14 protein-coding genes and 1 tRNA gene are annotated in these 13,435 nt (G+C 64.3%); 5 read left to right on the top strand and 10 right to left on the bottom strand.

Going from position 1 to position 13,435, the window contains the following annotated elements; translation table 11 throughout:
- The first annotated feature begins 3 nt into the window (after nt 1-3).
- Nucleotides 4-237, top strand: a complete 234-nt coding sequence (locus LB536_RS17605; protein ID WP_224594948.1) for a sulfurtransferase TusA family protein — start codon at nt 4-6, stop codon at nt 235-237.
- Nucleotides 238-246: 9 nt separating this feature from the next.
- Here LB536_RS17605 and LB536_RS17600 read toward each other — a convergent pair whose 3' ends face one another.
- A complete protein-coding gene (locus LB536_RS17600; RefSeq protein WP_224594945.1) occupies nt 247-1,353 on the bottom strand; it encodes a CobW family GTP-binding protein in 1,107 nt (368 codons plus the stop codon).
- 4 nt (nt 1,354-1,357) lie between these two features.
- On the bottom strand, nt 1,358-2,524 hold the full coding sequence (locus tag LB536_RS17595; protein WP_224594942.1) for a D-alanyl-D-alanine carboxypeptidase family protein: 1,167 nt from the start codon (nt 2,522-2,524) through the stop codon (nt 1,358-1,360).
- Nucleotides 2,525-2,778: 254 nt separating this feature from the next.
- Here LB536_RS17595 and LB536_RS17590 point away from each other — a divergent pair, with 254 nt between their 5' ends.
- The 4 genes from LB536_RS17590 (at nt 2,779) to copD (ending at nt 5,746) form a co-directional block, all read left to right on the top strand.
- The gene (locus tag LB536_RS17590) at nt 2,779-3,942 is read left to right on the top strand and encodes a M20 aminoacylase family protein (protein WP_224594939.1); all 1,164 of its coding nucleotides are present in this window, start codon (nt 2,779-2,781) and stop codon (nt 3,940-3,942) included.
- A gap of 85 nt (nt 3,943-4,027) precedes the next feature.
- Nucleotides 4,028-4,104, top strand: a tRNA-Arg gene (locus LB536_RS17585).
- Nucleotides 4,105-4,398: 294 nt separating this feature from the next.
- Nucleotides 4,399-4,767 (top strand): copper homeostasis periplasmic binding protein CopC, encoded by a 369-nt coding sequence (copC, locus tag LB536_RS17580; protein WP_210241176.1) that lies wholly within the window; start codon nt 4,399-4,401, stop codon nt 4,765-4,767.
- 85 nt (nt 4,768-4,852) lie between these two features.
- Nucleotides 4,853-5,746 carry a copper homeostasis membrane protein CopD gene (copD, locus tag LB536_RS17575; RefSeq protein WP_224594938.1) on the top strand — a complete coding sequence of 298 codons (894 nt, stop codon included), beginning with the start codon at nt 4,853-4,855 and terminating at the stop codon, nt 5,744-5,746.
- A 60-nt stretch (nt 5,747-5,806) separates the two neighbouring features.
- Here copD and LB536_RS31130 read toward each other — a convergent pair whose 3' ends face one another.
- The 8 genes from LB536_RS31130 to LB536_RS17540 all read right to left on the bottom strand — a co-directional run bounded on the left by LB536_RS31130 (nt 5,807) and on the right by LB536_RS17540 (nt 13,385).
- Nucleotides 5,807-5,932: a hypothetical protein gene (locus LB536_RS31130; protein ID WP_263489155.1), complete on the bottom strand. Its 126-nt coding sequence runs from the start codon at nt 5,930-5,932 to the stop codon at nt 5,807-5,809.
- Between the two features lie 285 nt (nt 5,933-6,217).
- On the bottom strand, nt 6,218-6,571 hold the full coding sequence (locus LB536_RS17570; RefSeq protein WP_224594934.1) for a cupin domain-containing protein: 354 nt from the start codon (nt 6,569-6,571) through the stop codon (nt 6,218-6,220).
- Between the two features lie 136 nt (nt 6,572-6,707).
- Complete coding sequence (locus LB536_RS17565; RefSeq protein ID WP_224594932.1) at nt 6,708-7,601, bottom strand: sugar phosphate isomerase/epimerase family protein; 894 nt, start codon at nt 7,599-7,601, stop codon at nt 6,708-6,710.
- Nucleotides 7,602-7,673: 72 nt separating this feature from the next.
- Nucleotides 7,674-8,612 (bottom strand): ABC transporter substrate-binding protein, encoded by a 939-nt coding sequence (locus tag LB536_RS17560; RefSeq protein WP_224594927.1) that lies wholly within the window; start codon nt 8,610-8,612, stop codon nt 7,674-7,676.
- Between the two features lie 78 nt (nt 8,613-8,690).
- Nucleotides 8,691-9,689: an ABC transporter permease subunit gene (locus LB536_RS17555; protein WP_140754407.1), complete on the bottom strand. Its 999-nt coding sequence runs from the start codon at nt 9,687-9,689 to the stop codon at nt 8,691-8,693.
- Nucleotides 9,686-11,230: a sugar ABC transporter ATP-binding protein gene (locus tag LB536_RS17550; RefSeq protein ID WP_224594925.1), complete on the bottom strand. Its 1,545-nt coding sequence runs from the start codon at nt 11,228-11,230 to the stop codon at nt 9,686-9,688. The genes LB536_RS17555 and LB536_RS17550 overlap by 4 nt, the downstream gene beginning before the upstream one ends.
- A complete protein-coding gene (locus tag LB536_RS17545; protein ID WP_224594922.1) occupies nt 11,227-12,606 on the bottom strand; it encodes an FGGY-family carbohydrate kinase in 1,380 nt (459 codons plus the stop codon). The genes LB536_RS17550 and LB536_RS17545 overlap by 4 nt, the downstream gene beginning before the upstream one ends.
- Nucleotides 12,603-13,385 (bottom strand): DeoR/GlpR family DNA-binding transcription regulator, encoded by a 783-nt coding sequence (locus LB536_RS17540; protein WP_140754413.1) that lies wholly within the window; start codon nt 13,383-13,385, stop codon nt 12,603-12,605. Before LB536_RS17540 ends, LB536_RS17545 begins: the two co-directional genes overlap by 4 nt.
- Nucleotides 13,386-13,435 lie beyond the last annotated feature (50 nt).

Here is a 13,435-nt window from a genome sequence, read left to right as displayed (position 1 = left end):
GCCGTGACCAGCGACACCGTCTATGATCTGAAGGGGCTGAACTGCCCTCTGCCCGTGCTGAAGGCGAAGAAGCGGCTGGCCGGCATGCAGCCAGGCAGCCGGCTCTGGCTGGAAACCACCGACCCGCTGGCCGTCATCGACATCCCCGCCTTCTGCTCGGATGCCGGCCACCAGTTGATTGAAACAGCGTCGGTTTCAGGCGGCCATCGCTTTCTGGTCGAGCGCGGCGAGCAATAATCGAAAAATTTACAGCCCGGCGATCGCCAACGGATTGTTTTCCAGCGCCGCCCGGTCGGGCGTGTCGACTGATGGCCGGTTGGTGAAGGCGGCGAACAGCCGGCGCACATAGTCTTCCGGCATGTCGAGCGTGATCAACACCAGCCGCGTGCCGCGCTGGCTGTCCGGCCAGGATGGCAACCGCACCGGCGGATGCAGGATCTTCTGCACGCCATGCACGACCAGCGGCCGCGACGGATCCTCCTGCAATTCGATGACGCCCTTCATCCGCAGCAAGTGCTCGCCATGGGTCGAGCGCAGGAGATCGAGGAACATCTCGATGGCTGAAAACGGCACCGGCCCGTCATGCACCAGCGAATGGGTTTTTACGCGCTGATCGTGGCGATGGGCATGGTCATGCTCGTGCCTTCCATGATCGTGGCCATCATGGTCGTGGTCATGCGCGGCCTCTTCGCCGAGCCAACGCCGCACGTCGGCGGACTTGGTCGCCGGATTGTAGAGGCCGCAGTCGAACAGTGCCGCCACCCCGGTTTTCGTCTCCACGACATCGAGCAGCTGAGCCCCGGGATTGATCTGCCGCAAGCGCGCCCGCAGCGTTTCGAGGTCGCCGCGATCGGTGACCAGGTCGGCCTTGGAGAGCACGATGCGGTCGGCCACCGCGACCTGCTTGACCGCCTCGACATGCGCATCGAGCGTCGCACCACCGTTGACAGCATCGACCAAGGTGATGACGCCGTCGAGCCTAAAAGCGTGGACCAGCGCCGGATGGGCCATTATCGACTGCAGCACAGGCGCCGGGTCGGCCAGTCCCGTGGTCTCGGCGATGACGCGGGCAAGCCGGGCGATACGGCCGGTCTGCAGTCGGTCGACCAGGTCGGCCAGCGTGTCGACAAGTTCGCCGCGCACCGTGCAGCACAGGCAACCGTCGGAAAGCTGGATGATGCCGTCGGAGGCCTGTTCGACCAGCAGATGATCGATCGCCACCTCGCCATACTCGTTGATGATGACCGCAGTGTCGGCCAGCGCCGGATCCTTCAGGAGCCGGTTGAGCAATGTCGTCTTGCCGGCCCCGAGGAAGCCGGTCAGCACCGAGACGGGAATCGGGAAACCACCCATCGGGTTAGTTCGCGACCTTGGCCGGCTGGTCGCCTTGCGCGGCGGCACCCGCGACTTTCGGGCCGGTGCCGGCCGGTACAGGCTTGTCAGGCCGCCAGGTCGGGATCGGCACGTCGGCATATTCCTGGCCGCCCTCGTCGAGGATCGCTTTCGGCGCCGGACCAGTGGCGCCGCCGAGGCCGACGGCAACCAGCGTCGGCACATGGTCGAGCTTCTCCTGATAGGGTGATTTCGGCACGTCCTTGCCGGCGGTGGCCGGCGGCGCCTCGGACTGCTCCGCCTTCGTCTTCTTCTTGCAAACCTCGTCATGCATGTCGTTGGGCGAGACAAGATCGCCGTAGGGGGCGAGCGTGGCGATGGTGGTCGACCCGGCGGCAGGCGCGCCAAAGCCCTCATCGAGCAGTTTCGCCGCCGCTTCGGCACGGCTGACCGCCGACTTCTCGCCGAGCACGACCGCCACCAGCGTGCGCCCGTTGCGCGTCGCCGAACCGATCATGTTGAAGCCGGACGGGCAGACAAAGCCGGTCTTCATGCCGTCGGCGCCGGGATAACGGCCGATCAAGAGATTGTAGTTCGGAATGGCCTTCTTGCCGACCGCGAGCCCCTCGATCGAGAACCACGGCGCATATTGCGGGAATTCGCGACGGATCGCCATCACCAGGATCGAGAGGTCGCGCGCCGTCGTGTACTGGTCGGGCGAGTAAAGGCCGTTCGGGTTGACGAAATGGGTGCCGTTCATGCCGAGCCGGGCCGCCTCGGCGTTCATCCTTTCGGCGAAGGCTGCCTGCGAGCCGCCGACATTCTCGCCGACCGCCATGGCGATGTCGTTGGCCGATTTGACCAGCATCATCTTCAGCGCATTGTCGAGCCGTATCACCGAGCCCGGCTTGAAGCCCATCTTGCTCGGCGGTTCGCCGGCGGAGTGTTTGGTCACCTTGATCGGCGAATCGAGCTGGACTTCCCCGGCCGCGATCGCCCGGAAGGTCACATAGGCGGTCATCAGCTTGCTGAGCGAGGCCGGGTACCAGCGCTTGAACGCATCCTGATGCTGCAGGATCTGGCCGCTCTTGAGGTCGAAGACCACCACCGGATTGGCCAGCGCCGGCCCAGCCAGGGCCGACAGCAAGATTGCGCCAGCCGGGAATAGTTTGAGGAAATGCCTGTGCCGCATGATCGAATCCGAAATCGCCTCTTGCCCTGATTGCCCCTGGCTCCGTAAGATTTCGTTACGTGACCGCCAGCATAAGGATCCGACCCTCAAAAACCGGACCGCATTATTGCGGTGCTATTTACCCTATGTGACGCCAACATGGCAAAGCGCCTGACAATCACATTTGCAAGCACTGGGCACAATTGCAAAGCACCGGGCATAATTGCACAACACCGGGCTGAAGCCGGCTGCACCAACAACGAAATGGAAACATCATGCCAATCCTGAACCGCGCCGCCGAAATGCAGGACGAAGTCGCCGGCTGGCGACAGCATCTGCACCAGACGCCAGAACTGAACTTCGATGTCTTCAAGACGGCGGCCTTCGTCACCGAAAAGCTGAAGGAGTTTGGCTGCGACGACGTGGTGACTGGCCTCGGCAAGACGGGCGTCGTCGGCATCATCCGCGGCCGTCAGGGAGAAGGCCCCACGATCGGGTTGCGCGCCGACATGGATGCACTGCCGCTCAAGGAGATCACGGGCAAGCCCTACGCGTCGACCGTTCCGGGCAAGATGCATGCCTGCGGCCATGATGGCCACACCGCGATGCTGCTCGGTGCGGCGAAATATCTCGCCGAGACGCGCAATTTCGCCGGCTCCGTGGCGGTGATCTTCCAGCCGGCGGAAGAAGGTGGCGGCGGCGGCAACGAGATGGTCAAGGACGGCATGATGGAGCGCTTCGATATCGCGAAAGTGTTCGGCATGCACAACATGCCGGGCCTGCCGGTCGGCCAGTTCGCCATCCGTCCGGGCCCGATCATGGCGGCGACGGCCGAATTCACCATCACCGTGAAAGGCAAGGGCGGCCATGCGGCGATGCCGCACGGCACGATCGACCCGATCGTCATCGCCAGCCAACTGGTCGGCGCCTTGCAGACGATCGCCTCGCGCAGCACCGACCCGGTCGAGGCCGTGGTGGTGTCGGTGACCAAGTTCCACGCGGGCGACGCCTACAACATCATCCCTGAATCGGCCGAGATCGCCGGCACCGTGCGCACGCTGAAGAAGGAAGTGGCCAAGAAATCGGAAGAGCGGATCCGCGCGATCTGCGCGGGGCTGGCCACCGCCTATGGCGCGACGATCGAAGTCGATTACGACGCGAACTACCCGGTGACGTTCAACCATGCGGATGAAACGGTGTTCGCCAGCGATGTGGCCGCCGACGTGGCGGGCGATGCCCAGGTGCACCGCGCGATCCAGCCGGTGATGGGCGGCGAGGATTTCTCCTACATGCTGGAAGCCCGGCCCGGCGCCTTCATCTTCATCGGCAATGGCGAGACCGCCGGTCTCCACAACCCGGCCTATGACTTCAACGACGAAGCCATCCCGCATGGCATGAGCTATTGGGTGAAACTGGCGGAGACGGCGCTAGCCGCCTGATGCCGGTCATGTAAAGGCCGGGACGAATTGCGTTCGGCCGGCCTCTTGGCGAAACGGTCCGAAGCGGCTATGTGTCGGGCCGCGTGGTCCCGTAGCTCAGTAGGATAGAGCGGCAGATTCCTAATCTGTAGGTCACAGGTTCGATTCCTGTCGGGATCACCAATTCTTTCAATGAGTTAGTGATTTTGCCGTCGTACTATTTTCTGAAGATTAGTACGGCAAATTTCGCAGACCTACAGACTTTCGGGCAGGCCTGCCGCAAGACGAAAAGACCCAAATCCCCGCGAGACAGAGGCGCTACGATGCCGTAGATGAGGCAGGCCACGGTGTTCCTAATCACCTTTGTCTGCTTTTGCTGAAAGCCTGTCCGGGCTTGACGGCGGGGCAAATCACAAGATTCAATTCACGATTTCATTGGGCTGAGCCACGGCCACCTGAACACAAGGAATAAAAATCATGCGCAAGATCATTCTCTCCGCCGCCTTTGCGGCTCTCTCCTCTGTCACGCTCTCAGCTGTCGCTTATGCGCACGCCCATCTCGAAGCTGCGCAACCCCCGGTCAACGGCACGGTCAAAGAGGCCCCCACCGAACTCGACCTCAAGTTCAGTGAGGAGCTCAATCTGAAGTTTACCGGCGTGAAGGTCACTGGGCCGGACAAGAAGGAGATCAAGACCGACGGCGACATGCTTATGGACGGCGAAAAGACGTTCATGGTCAATCTCCCCGCCGGACTCGGTGCGGGCGCCTACAAGGTCGAATGGCACGCGCTCTCGCAAGATGGCCATAAGACCCACGGCGACTACAAGTTCACCGTGAAGCCTTGAGCGCGAATGGCGGAGGTGCTTCGGCATCTCCGCCTGCGCTTTTTCCCATGATCTACGTTCCATCCCTGTGCCGCTGGCCTGACCCATGAGCCCGGAAGTGCTGCTTGCGGCATGCCGCTTCGTGCACGACAGCTCGCTGATGGCACTGTGGGGCGCCTTCGCCTATCTTGCGGTACTCGTGCCGCAATCCGTGGCGGAGCCGGTCGCGGGCAGGTTGATGATCTTTCGCCTTGCCGCGGCCAGCCTAACCCTGGTCACAACATGCCTCGTCCTGCCGTTGCAAGCCGCGATGATCGGCGACGGCTGGCCGGACGCCATCAACACCACGGTGCTGAGCGATATCCTTGCTTCGACTACTGTCGGCAAAGCATGGCTGGGGCAGTTGTTCGGCGCCAGCGTGCTGGCGATCGCGCAATGCGCTTCCCCTGGCCTCGCACCGAAGGTGACGGCCGCGACGTCAGGCCTGGCATTGGCCACGCTGGCGCTCGGTGGCCATGCCGTTATGCAGGATGGCTGGCAAGGCATCCTGCACCCACTTAACGATGTGCTGCACGTCCTCTCCGCAGGGGCGTGGTTTGGAGCGCTCCTGCCGCTGCTTCTCGTGCTTGCCAGATTCGGCCAGGCACCGTTTCAGAGGGATGCGACTGCGGCACTTCGCCGTTTTTCGACGGCCGGCCACTGGGCCGTCGCGCTGGCGATCCTCTCCGGCATGGGCAACAGGCTCTTCATCCTCGGCTGGCAGCCGCTCGGCTGGACTTCGACCTATCAGACACTGTTGACCGCAAAGATCGCTGTTGTGTTCGTCATGACGGCGTTGGCGATCCTCAACCGCTACTGGTTCGTGCCGCGCATCGGCCGCAACCGTACATCCGCCATCGCTGCAATCCGGACAGGCACGCTGATCGAAATCGGCCTCGGGCTCACCGCCATCCTCCTGGTCTCGATCTTTGGCATGCTCGATCCGAGCGGTTCGGACTGATCTGCCCGGGAACGAAGGCGGCTGGCCCGCGTCGCGCCAGCCGCCTTTTATTGCTAAGGGTCAGGCACCCGCCGGCTGTAGGCCTGCCTCCTTGAACCGCTTGGGCACCAAGAAGTTGATGACGGCGAAGGCCACGATTGCCAGCCCCGTCAGCGGGAAGATGATCGAGACTGCAAGCGCGATCACGGTGATCGCGACCGGCGCCCTGTAGTTCTTGGGATAGAGCGGTGCACGGAGCTGGCAATCCTGCGGGCAAAGTCGAGCGCAACTTTCTCGGAATGGCGCAAGCGCAGGCCAAGCGTCTCGAATCCGCGCAGCCACGCGTCACGCAGATTGCGGATTTGAACATCGCCCAAGACATGGTCAGCCCGGCAAGAGCTTCCGTCTCCGGCTATGCCGCAATGTACGCAAAGCTGGCCGTGCTCCCCACCATGGCGGGATTTTTCATGCTTCAAGTGCGACCAGGCCGGCTCAGCCGACCCGGACGACGAAATGCTTGGTCACCGGCTCGATAATCTTCCAGGTGCCCTTGAAATCGGCTTCCACCACGAAAGCGTCGCCGGGGCCGACCTCGACCGGCGTGCCGCCGTCCGGCGTGATGATGATGCGGCCGGCGATCATGTGCACGAACTCATAATCGGTGTAGGTCGCGTGATAGGTGCCGGGCGACGCCCGCCAGGTTCCCGACATCACCTTGCCGTCCGCGGTCGTGTGCTGGACGGCGGTCTGCATGGTCGGTTGGCCCTCGACCACGATCCAGCCGGGCAGATCGCCGGCTTCCGCGTGCTCGACCGCGCCGAATTTGAAGATGGTCTTGTTCGTCATGCCGGGGCTCCGTTCGCTTGATATGTTCGAGGTCGGGTAGCCGATGCACATGACGGGAGCAATGCCGTGCCATGCGAAACAGGCGCGACCGCGCATCCGGACAGGACCCGTCCACTGCCCGCGCCGACTGGAGTTGCTACGGCTTGTGCCGTGCCGAGACCAGCTCGGCCTTGCGTTGCGCCGTCTCCAACCCGAGGCCGATGAAGGCGCGCGCGTGCCTGGCGAGCGCCATGTTGTCGGTCCATAGATTACGCCAGATGGCGGTCTTCTTCGACAGGTTCTCGTCGACGATCTCCGAGGAGAAGGATTCGAAGCTGAGATCGTCGGCATAGCCGATGGCGGTCAGCGCATCGAATATCCCCGCGAAGTCGATATTGCCGGTGCCGAGGAAGCCGCGATGGCTCTCGCCGATATGGACATAGCCGATCTTGGCCGCCGCGTGGCGGATTGCGAGCCCGACATCGGCCTCCTCGATGTTCATGTGGAACGTATCGAGATGCAGGAAGATGTTGTCCGACCCGGTGTCCTCGATGAACGCCAGGCCCTGCGCGGCGGTGTTGAGCAGGTTGCTCTCGAAGCGGTTGACGATTTCGAGGTTGAGCGTGACGCCGGCGGCCTCGGCCGTCTCGGCGACCTTGGCCAGCGTTGCCGCGCTGCGGTTCCATTGATCGCGTGTCGGCGCCTCGACCTGCAGGCCATGGCCGGTCGAAAGAATGCCGGCGACCTTGCTGCCGCCAAGGTCGCGCGTCAGCGCGATGGTGTCGTTGAGGATCTCGACGCCGCGCGCGGCGATCGTCTTGTCGGCGCTCGAAATGTCGCCATCACCGGGCAATCCAATGCTGATCGCGACGCCGAGATCAAGATCGGCGATGCGCTTGGCAAGCCCGCCGATATCGACATTGGCAGGGTCGAGATAGGAGAATTCGATCAGGTCGAACCCGGCCTCCTTGGTATTGGCCAGCGTCCGTTCGAGCTCGTCCTGCGCCGAGCTTGCCGACCAGACGAAAGAATGGATTCCGATGCGCGACATGATCGTCTCCGGGCATTGAGGTGGGAAAGAGGTGCGGCCGGGATCGCCCCGGCCGCACCAGCCTTGGGAGGCTTAGCGGGCCGCGGTCCAGCCCTTGTAATCCTTCAGGTTCTCGGCGGTGATCAGCTTTGGGTCGAGCAGCACCGTGGCCTCCTGAGGCTTCTTGCCGGCCAGCAGGTCGGCCGCCATGGTCAGCGACTGGCCGGCCATCACGTAAGGATCCTGCGAGGCCGAGGCCTTGATCATCGATTTGCCGGACGCCAGTTCCTTCTCGATATCGGGTGCGCCATCGACCGCTGTGAAGACAAACTCGGAACGGTTGAGCTGCTTGGCGGCGAGTTCGGCGCCGATCGCCGTCGGATCGTTGATGGCGAACACCGCGTCGATCTTGTCGAAACGGGTAAGCAGCGACTGGAACACTTTCAGGCCACCGTCGCGGGAACCTTCGGCGTTCTGGTCGTCGGACAGGATCTTGATGTCGGGATGCTGGGCAAGCACGTTCTTGCAGCCCTTCACCCGCTCCAGGATCGACGAAGACGCCGGTCCGTTGAGGATGACGTAGTCGCCTTTGCCCCCGGTGTGGTCGACCAGATACTGGCAGGCCTCCTCGCCGGCCTTGACGTTGTTGGTCATCACAGTGACGTCGGCGCCCGGCGCCGAAACGTCGAAGGCCGCGACGATGATGCCGGCGGCCTGCGCCTTCTTCACCGCGGGCGCGATCGCCTTTGCATCGACCGCGTTGAGCATGATCACGTCGACGCCGGCGGCGATGAAGGAATCGACCTGCGAGACCTGCTTGTTGAGGTCGTAGTCGGCCGATACCGATGTCACCTCAACCTTCGGATTGATCTTCCTGGCCGCATCCTCGATGCCCTTGATGGTGGCGACGAAGAAGGGGTTGCCGAGCAGGCCGACCGAGATGCCGACCTTGTTGAGGTCCTTGGCCGATGCCGGCGCGATGGCGACGGCCGCGAGGGCGGCGCCGCAGAACAGTTTGACGAGGGTCTTCATTACGCTTACTTCCTCCGATGCACCGCGCCTCTCACGGTGCGTTACACAAGCCGGTCTTTATGCCGGCGACCAGGTCACTCACGTTCTTGCCCCTGCCTGGAGACGGTAGCGGTCGAGGGCGACCGCCACGATGATGACCAATCCCTTGATGATGTACTGCCAGATGTCCGAGACGCCGGCCAAGATGAGCCCGTTGGAGAGCACCGCGATGATCAGGCCGCCGATCAGCGTGCCCCAGATCGAGCCGACGCCGCCGACGAAGCTGGTGCCGCCGAGGATGACGGCGGCGATGGCGTCGAGCTCGTAGCTCTGTCCGAGCTGCAAGCCGTTGGCCGCGTAGAGCCGTGCCGCCGACATGGCGCCGCCAAGGCCGGCGAGCAGGCCGGAAACGCCGTAGACGAAGAGCAGCACCAGCGGCACCTTGATGCCGGTCAGTCTGGCTGCCTCGGCGTTGCCGCCGACGGCGTAGATCCAGGTGCCGAGCACGGTGCGTTTCAGCACCAGCCAGGACAGCACCACCACCGACAGCGCGATGACGACCAGCCAGGGGATGCCGAGCACCGAACCGTTGCCGATGAAGTCGAACGGCAGGTCGGAGTTGAACACCGTCGTGTCCTGCCCGAGCAGGCGGGCAACGCCGCGCACGGCGGTCAACGAACCCAACGTCACGATGAACGGCGGCAGCCTGATATAGGCGACCAGCAGCCCGTTGATGAGCCCGAAACCGAGACCGACCAGGATGGCCGCCGGCACGCCGAGCAGGCCCCAATCCGGCACCAGCGACACCAGCACCGCCACCATCGCCGAGGCGGCAAGGATGGAGCCGACCGACAGGTCGATGCCGCCGGTCAGGATGACGAAGGTCATGCCGGCGGCAAGCACGATGTTGATCGAGGATTGCTGCGTGACGATGAGCAGGTTGGTGCCGGTGAGAAAGCGCGGATTGATGAACTGGAAGCCGGCGGCCAGCAGCACCAGCACCGGCAGCATGCCAAGCGCCGCAAGCGCGGTGCGCAGCCGCCTGCTCCTGACCGCCGCCTGATCCACGCTCTTCGTCCCGGTCGTCCTGTCTGTCATCGCTGAGACGCTCCCGTCGCAAGTTCCATGATCGCTTCCTGGCGGAGCGGCTCGCCTTCGGACGCTGTCACCTCGCCAGCGATCGCGCCGTCGCGCATCACCAGCACGCGGTCGGCGACGCCGATCACCTCGGGCAATTCGCTGGAGATCATCAGGATGGCGATGCCCTTGTTGGCGAGGTTGTCGATCAGCCGGTAGATTTCCGACTTGGCGCCGACGTCGACGCCGCGGGTCGGCTCGTCGAGGATGACGACCTTCGGTTCGGTCTCCAGCAGGCGCGCGAGCAGCACCTTCTGCTGGTTGCCGCCCGACAGCGAACCGGCATTGGCCTGTGCCGAGCCTGTGCGGATGAACAGGTCGGCAATGGCCTTTGCCGCTCTCCTGTCAGCGGCAGTGAAATCGCGGAATCCGCCGGCTCGCGCGTCCCTGGCCAGGACGCCCATGCTGATGTTGTCCGAAATCGACATGTCGAGGAACAGGCCGAGTTCCTTGCGGTCCTCGGTCAGATAAGCGATGCCGGCATCGAGCGCCTCGCGCGGCGAGCCGATGGTCACCGGCTTGCCGTCGAGTTCCATCGTGCCGGTGCTGCGCTTGTCGGCGCCGAAGATCAGCCTGGCAAGCTCGGTGCGGCCCGACCCGACGAGGCCGGCCAGCGCCAGCACCTCACCGTGATGGAGGTCGAACGAGCAGTTCTTGAGCAGGCGCCCGTCGGACATGCCGCGCACCGAGAGCGCGACGGCGCGTTTCTCGTCCGGCGGGCGATGATCCTTCTTGTAGAAGGCGGAAAGATCGCGGCCGACCATCATCGAGACCAGGCGAAAAGCGTTGAGGTCGGCCCGCTCCAGCGTGCCGACATAGCCGCTGTCGCGCAGCACGCTGACGCGGTCGGCGAGTTGGTAGACCTCTTCCATGCGGTGGCTGATGTAGATGATGGCGATGCCTTGCGCTTTCAGCGTCGCGATCACCTCGAACAGCCGGTCGGTCTCGCGCGAAGTCAGCGATGTGGTCGGCTCGTCCATGACGATGATGCGCGCATTGGTCGATAGCGCCCGGGCGATCTCGACCAGCTGGCGCTCGCCGAGCGACAGGCCGGAGACCAGGGCACGCGCCGAAAAGGAGACGCCAAGCCGGCCGACGATCTCTGCGGCGCGCCGGTTGCACTGGTCGCGGTCGACGACGCCGAACCGCCGCGGCTCGTTGCCGAGAAAGATATTCTGCGCCACGGTCAGGTTCGGCGCCAGCGACAGCTCCTGATAGATCACTGCGATGCCGGCGGCGCGCGCCTTGATCGGATCGCCGGTCGCGGCGGGCGCGCCGTCGATCAGGATCTCGCCGCCGGGATCCGGCCGGTAGGCGCCTGACAGCACCTTCATCAGCGTCGACTTGCCGGCGCCGTTCTCGCCCATCAGCGCGTGCAGTTCGCCGGCGTGGACACTGAGCGAGACGTCCTGCAAGGCGCGGATCGCACCGAAGGTCTTGGAGATGTGGCGCATCTCCAGCACCGGCTGGCGCGCCGCCTGGGTCTGGACTGCCGCGCTCATCGCGCACCACCGGCCGTCTTGGCGGCGCTATCAAGCCCGGTAACGCGATCGCGCCAGGTGTCGCGATAGCCGGCGAAGCCGCCGAATTGTGTCGCCTGCACCGGCTCCGGCGGCTCTGCGGCGAAGTCGCGGCCCACACTCTCGAAGGCGAGTGCCGCGGCGCCCGTGGCGCTGCCTTCCAGCGAGGCACCTTGCAGGAAGGCCTGGCCGGGACGCATCTGCGCCAGCAGCCCGGCTAGCAGGCCGCCAGTGTTCAGCCCGCCATCGACGATGACGGTATTATCGGAATGGATGAGGTCGAGGCAGAGATCGATCATCAGCGCCACATAAAGCAGCGCCACCGCCGCGCGTTCACCGGCATCGGGCGTGCGCCCGACCAGCCAGCCAGGGCGATCCGGCATCGGCCCGCCTGGCGCGAAACTCGGCAGCGCCATAAGGCCGGCATCGATCACCACCTGTATCGACTCACGCCGGATCGCGCCTTGCCAGCCGCCGCTGATGACGGCGAATTCGCGCCCGCCCATGAAGCGGATGGTCGGTACGGGGCCGCCGTCGACATCGACATTGACCAGCATGTCGCGGTCGCGGTCGAGCGCTTCGAGCGGACAGTCGGGATTGAGCACGACAACCCAGGTGCCGGTCGAGACGACGGTCAGCGGGCCAAGCTCTTGCCGGCGATAGGCGTACAGCGCCGCATTGGAGTCGTGGACGCCATTGTGGATGGCGATCGATCGCCCGGAACGGCCGAAGTGCTGCTCGCCGACGACGGCGCCGGCACGTTCGAAAACCGGCATCTGGCCACGCCAGCCCTCGGCGTCGACCAGCGAGGAGAAATCACGTTCGCGCGGTGCCCACAAATGCGAATGGCAGCCGAGATAGGAGACCTCCGAGACTGGCCTGCCGCCGAGGCGCCAGCTCCAGTATTGGGGATAGCCGACGATCCATTTCGCCGCCGCGAACGCGTCGGGATCGACCTCCTGCAGCCACAGCATGTGACGGCCATAGTTGAAGCCGAGCGGCAGACGGGGTGAGAACGTCTCGGCGAAATCCGGAATGCGACGGTCGATCCGCGCCGCGATTTCGACCGGTGGCTCCTGCTCGTAGTCGAGGATCGGATGGGTCAGCGCCTTGTCGTCGACAAGGGCGAAAGTGCACCCATGGCCCGACACCATCACCCCTTCCACACCGTGGCTTTCGACCGCTTCGGTGACGGCATCGAACGCCCAGTCATGGAGGGCGGCGCCGTCAAGCACGCTGAACCCGTCTTGTCGCATCCATTTCGGCTGCGTGCGACGCTCATCGAGGATGCGTCCGTCCTGACCGAAGACGAACAGCTTCGAATTGGTCTTGCCGAAATCGAGCACCGCCACGTTCACGCGAGGGCTCCCGAGGTTGAAGCGATCCGCACCATGACGCCGGCATCCTCCAGCATGCGCGCATCGGCATCGGAGAGCCCGTCATCGGTGACCAGCGTGCCGATGCGCGACAGCGGCAGCGCGACGTTGCGCGCGTGGATCGACAGCTTGCGGCTGTCGGCCAGCACGACGATCTGGTCGGCGCAGAGGCTGAGGTCGACGATGGAGCGCACCAGCAGCGGATGCGATTCCAAGAGCCCTTCCTGATTGAGGCCTTGCGTGCCGAGAAAGAATTTCGAGGCATAGAAGGGCGTTGCCTGGGTCAGCGAATGGATAATGCCGGGTTCGCGGTGCAGGTCGCCGCCGGCGACCGTCAGACTGCAATGGCCATGATCGCTGAGATAGGCCGCGAGTGGCATCGAATTGGTGTAGAGCCGGATGTTGCGGTCGGCGAGCTTGACGCCGAGATGAAAGCAGGTCGAACCGCCATGGACGATGACGGCATCGCCATCGCGCACCATGGTCGCGGCGAGAGCCGCGATCTGACGCTTGGCCTCGACGGCGAGGTCACGGTTCTCGTCATAAGGGCGGGCATAGGCGACGCCCGCATGCGAAGCGCCGTCGAGCGCCGAAATGCCGCCATAGACCTTGCGGGCTTCGCCGGCCTCGTCGATCCGGTCGATATCGCGCCGCACCGTCGCCGCCGAAACGCCGAGCCGCTCCTGCAACTCGCGAACGGAGGCGAACGGGCGGTCCCGCAACAATTCGACGATCTGACGCTGGCGGCCGAGGTCGCTCAACCCTTTCCTCCCTGACGCCATTTTCCGAGGCGATTGGTGTAACTTACTCA

It is taken from the genome of Mesorhizobium sp. ES1-3, from assembly GCF_020164795.1.
In the GTDB taxonomy this organism is placed as follows: domain Bacteria; phylum Pseudomonadota; class Alphaproteobacteria; order Rhizobiales; family Rhizobiaceae; genus Mesorhizobium.
This window is presented reverse-complemented; position numbering and strand designations above follow the sequence as displayed.

Excerpts from the sequence above, each read along its gene's own strand:
- LB536_RS17600 (WP_224594945.1), bottom strand. The coding sequence starts at position 1,353 with ATGGGTGGTTTCCCGATTCCCGTCTCGGTGCTGACCGGCTTCCTCGGG.
- LB536_RS17595 (WP_224594942.1), bottom strand. The coding sequence starts at position 2,524 with ATGCGGCACAGGCATTTCCTCAAACTATTCCCGGCTGGCGCAATCTTG.
- LB536_RS17590 (WP_224594939.1), top strand. The coding sequence starts at position 2,779 with ATGCCAATCCTGAACCGCGCCGCCGAAATGCAGGACGAAGTCGCCGGC.
- copC (WP_210241176.1), top strand. The coding sequence starts at position 4,399 with ATGCGCAAGATCATTCTCTCCGCCGCCTTTGCGGCTCTCTCCTCTGTC.
- copD (WP_224594938.1), top strand. The coding sequence starts at position 4,853 with ATGAGCCCGGAAGTGCTGCTTGCGGCATGCCGCTTCGTGCACGACAGC.
- LB536_RS17570 (WP_224594934.1), bottom strand. The coding sequence starts at position 6,571 with ATGACGAACAAGACCATCTTCAAATTCGGCGCGGTCGAGCACGCGGAA.
- LB536_RS17565 (WP_224594932.1), bottom strand. The coding sequence starts at position 7,601 with ATGTCGCGCATCGGAATCCATTCTTTCGTCTGGTCGGCAAGCTCGGCG.
- LB536_RS17560 (WP_224594927.1), bottom strand. The coding sequence starts at position 8,612 with ATGAAGACCCTCGTCAAACTGTTCTGCGGCGCCGCCCTCGCGGCCGTC.
- LB536_RS17555 (WP_140754407.1), bottom strand. The coding sequence starts at position 9,689 with ATGACAGACAGGACGACCGGGACGAAGAGCGTGGATCAGGCGGCGGTC.
- LB536_RS17550 (WP_224594925.1), bottom strand. The coding sequence starts at position 11,230 with ATGAGCGCGGCAGTCCAGACCCAGGCGGCGCGCCAGCCGGTGCTGGAG.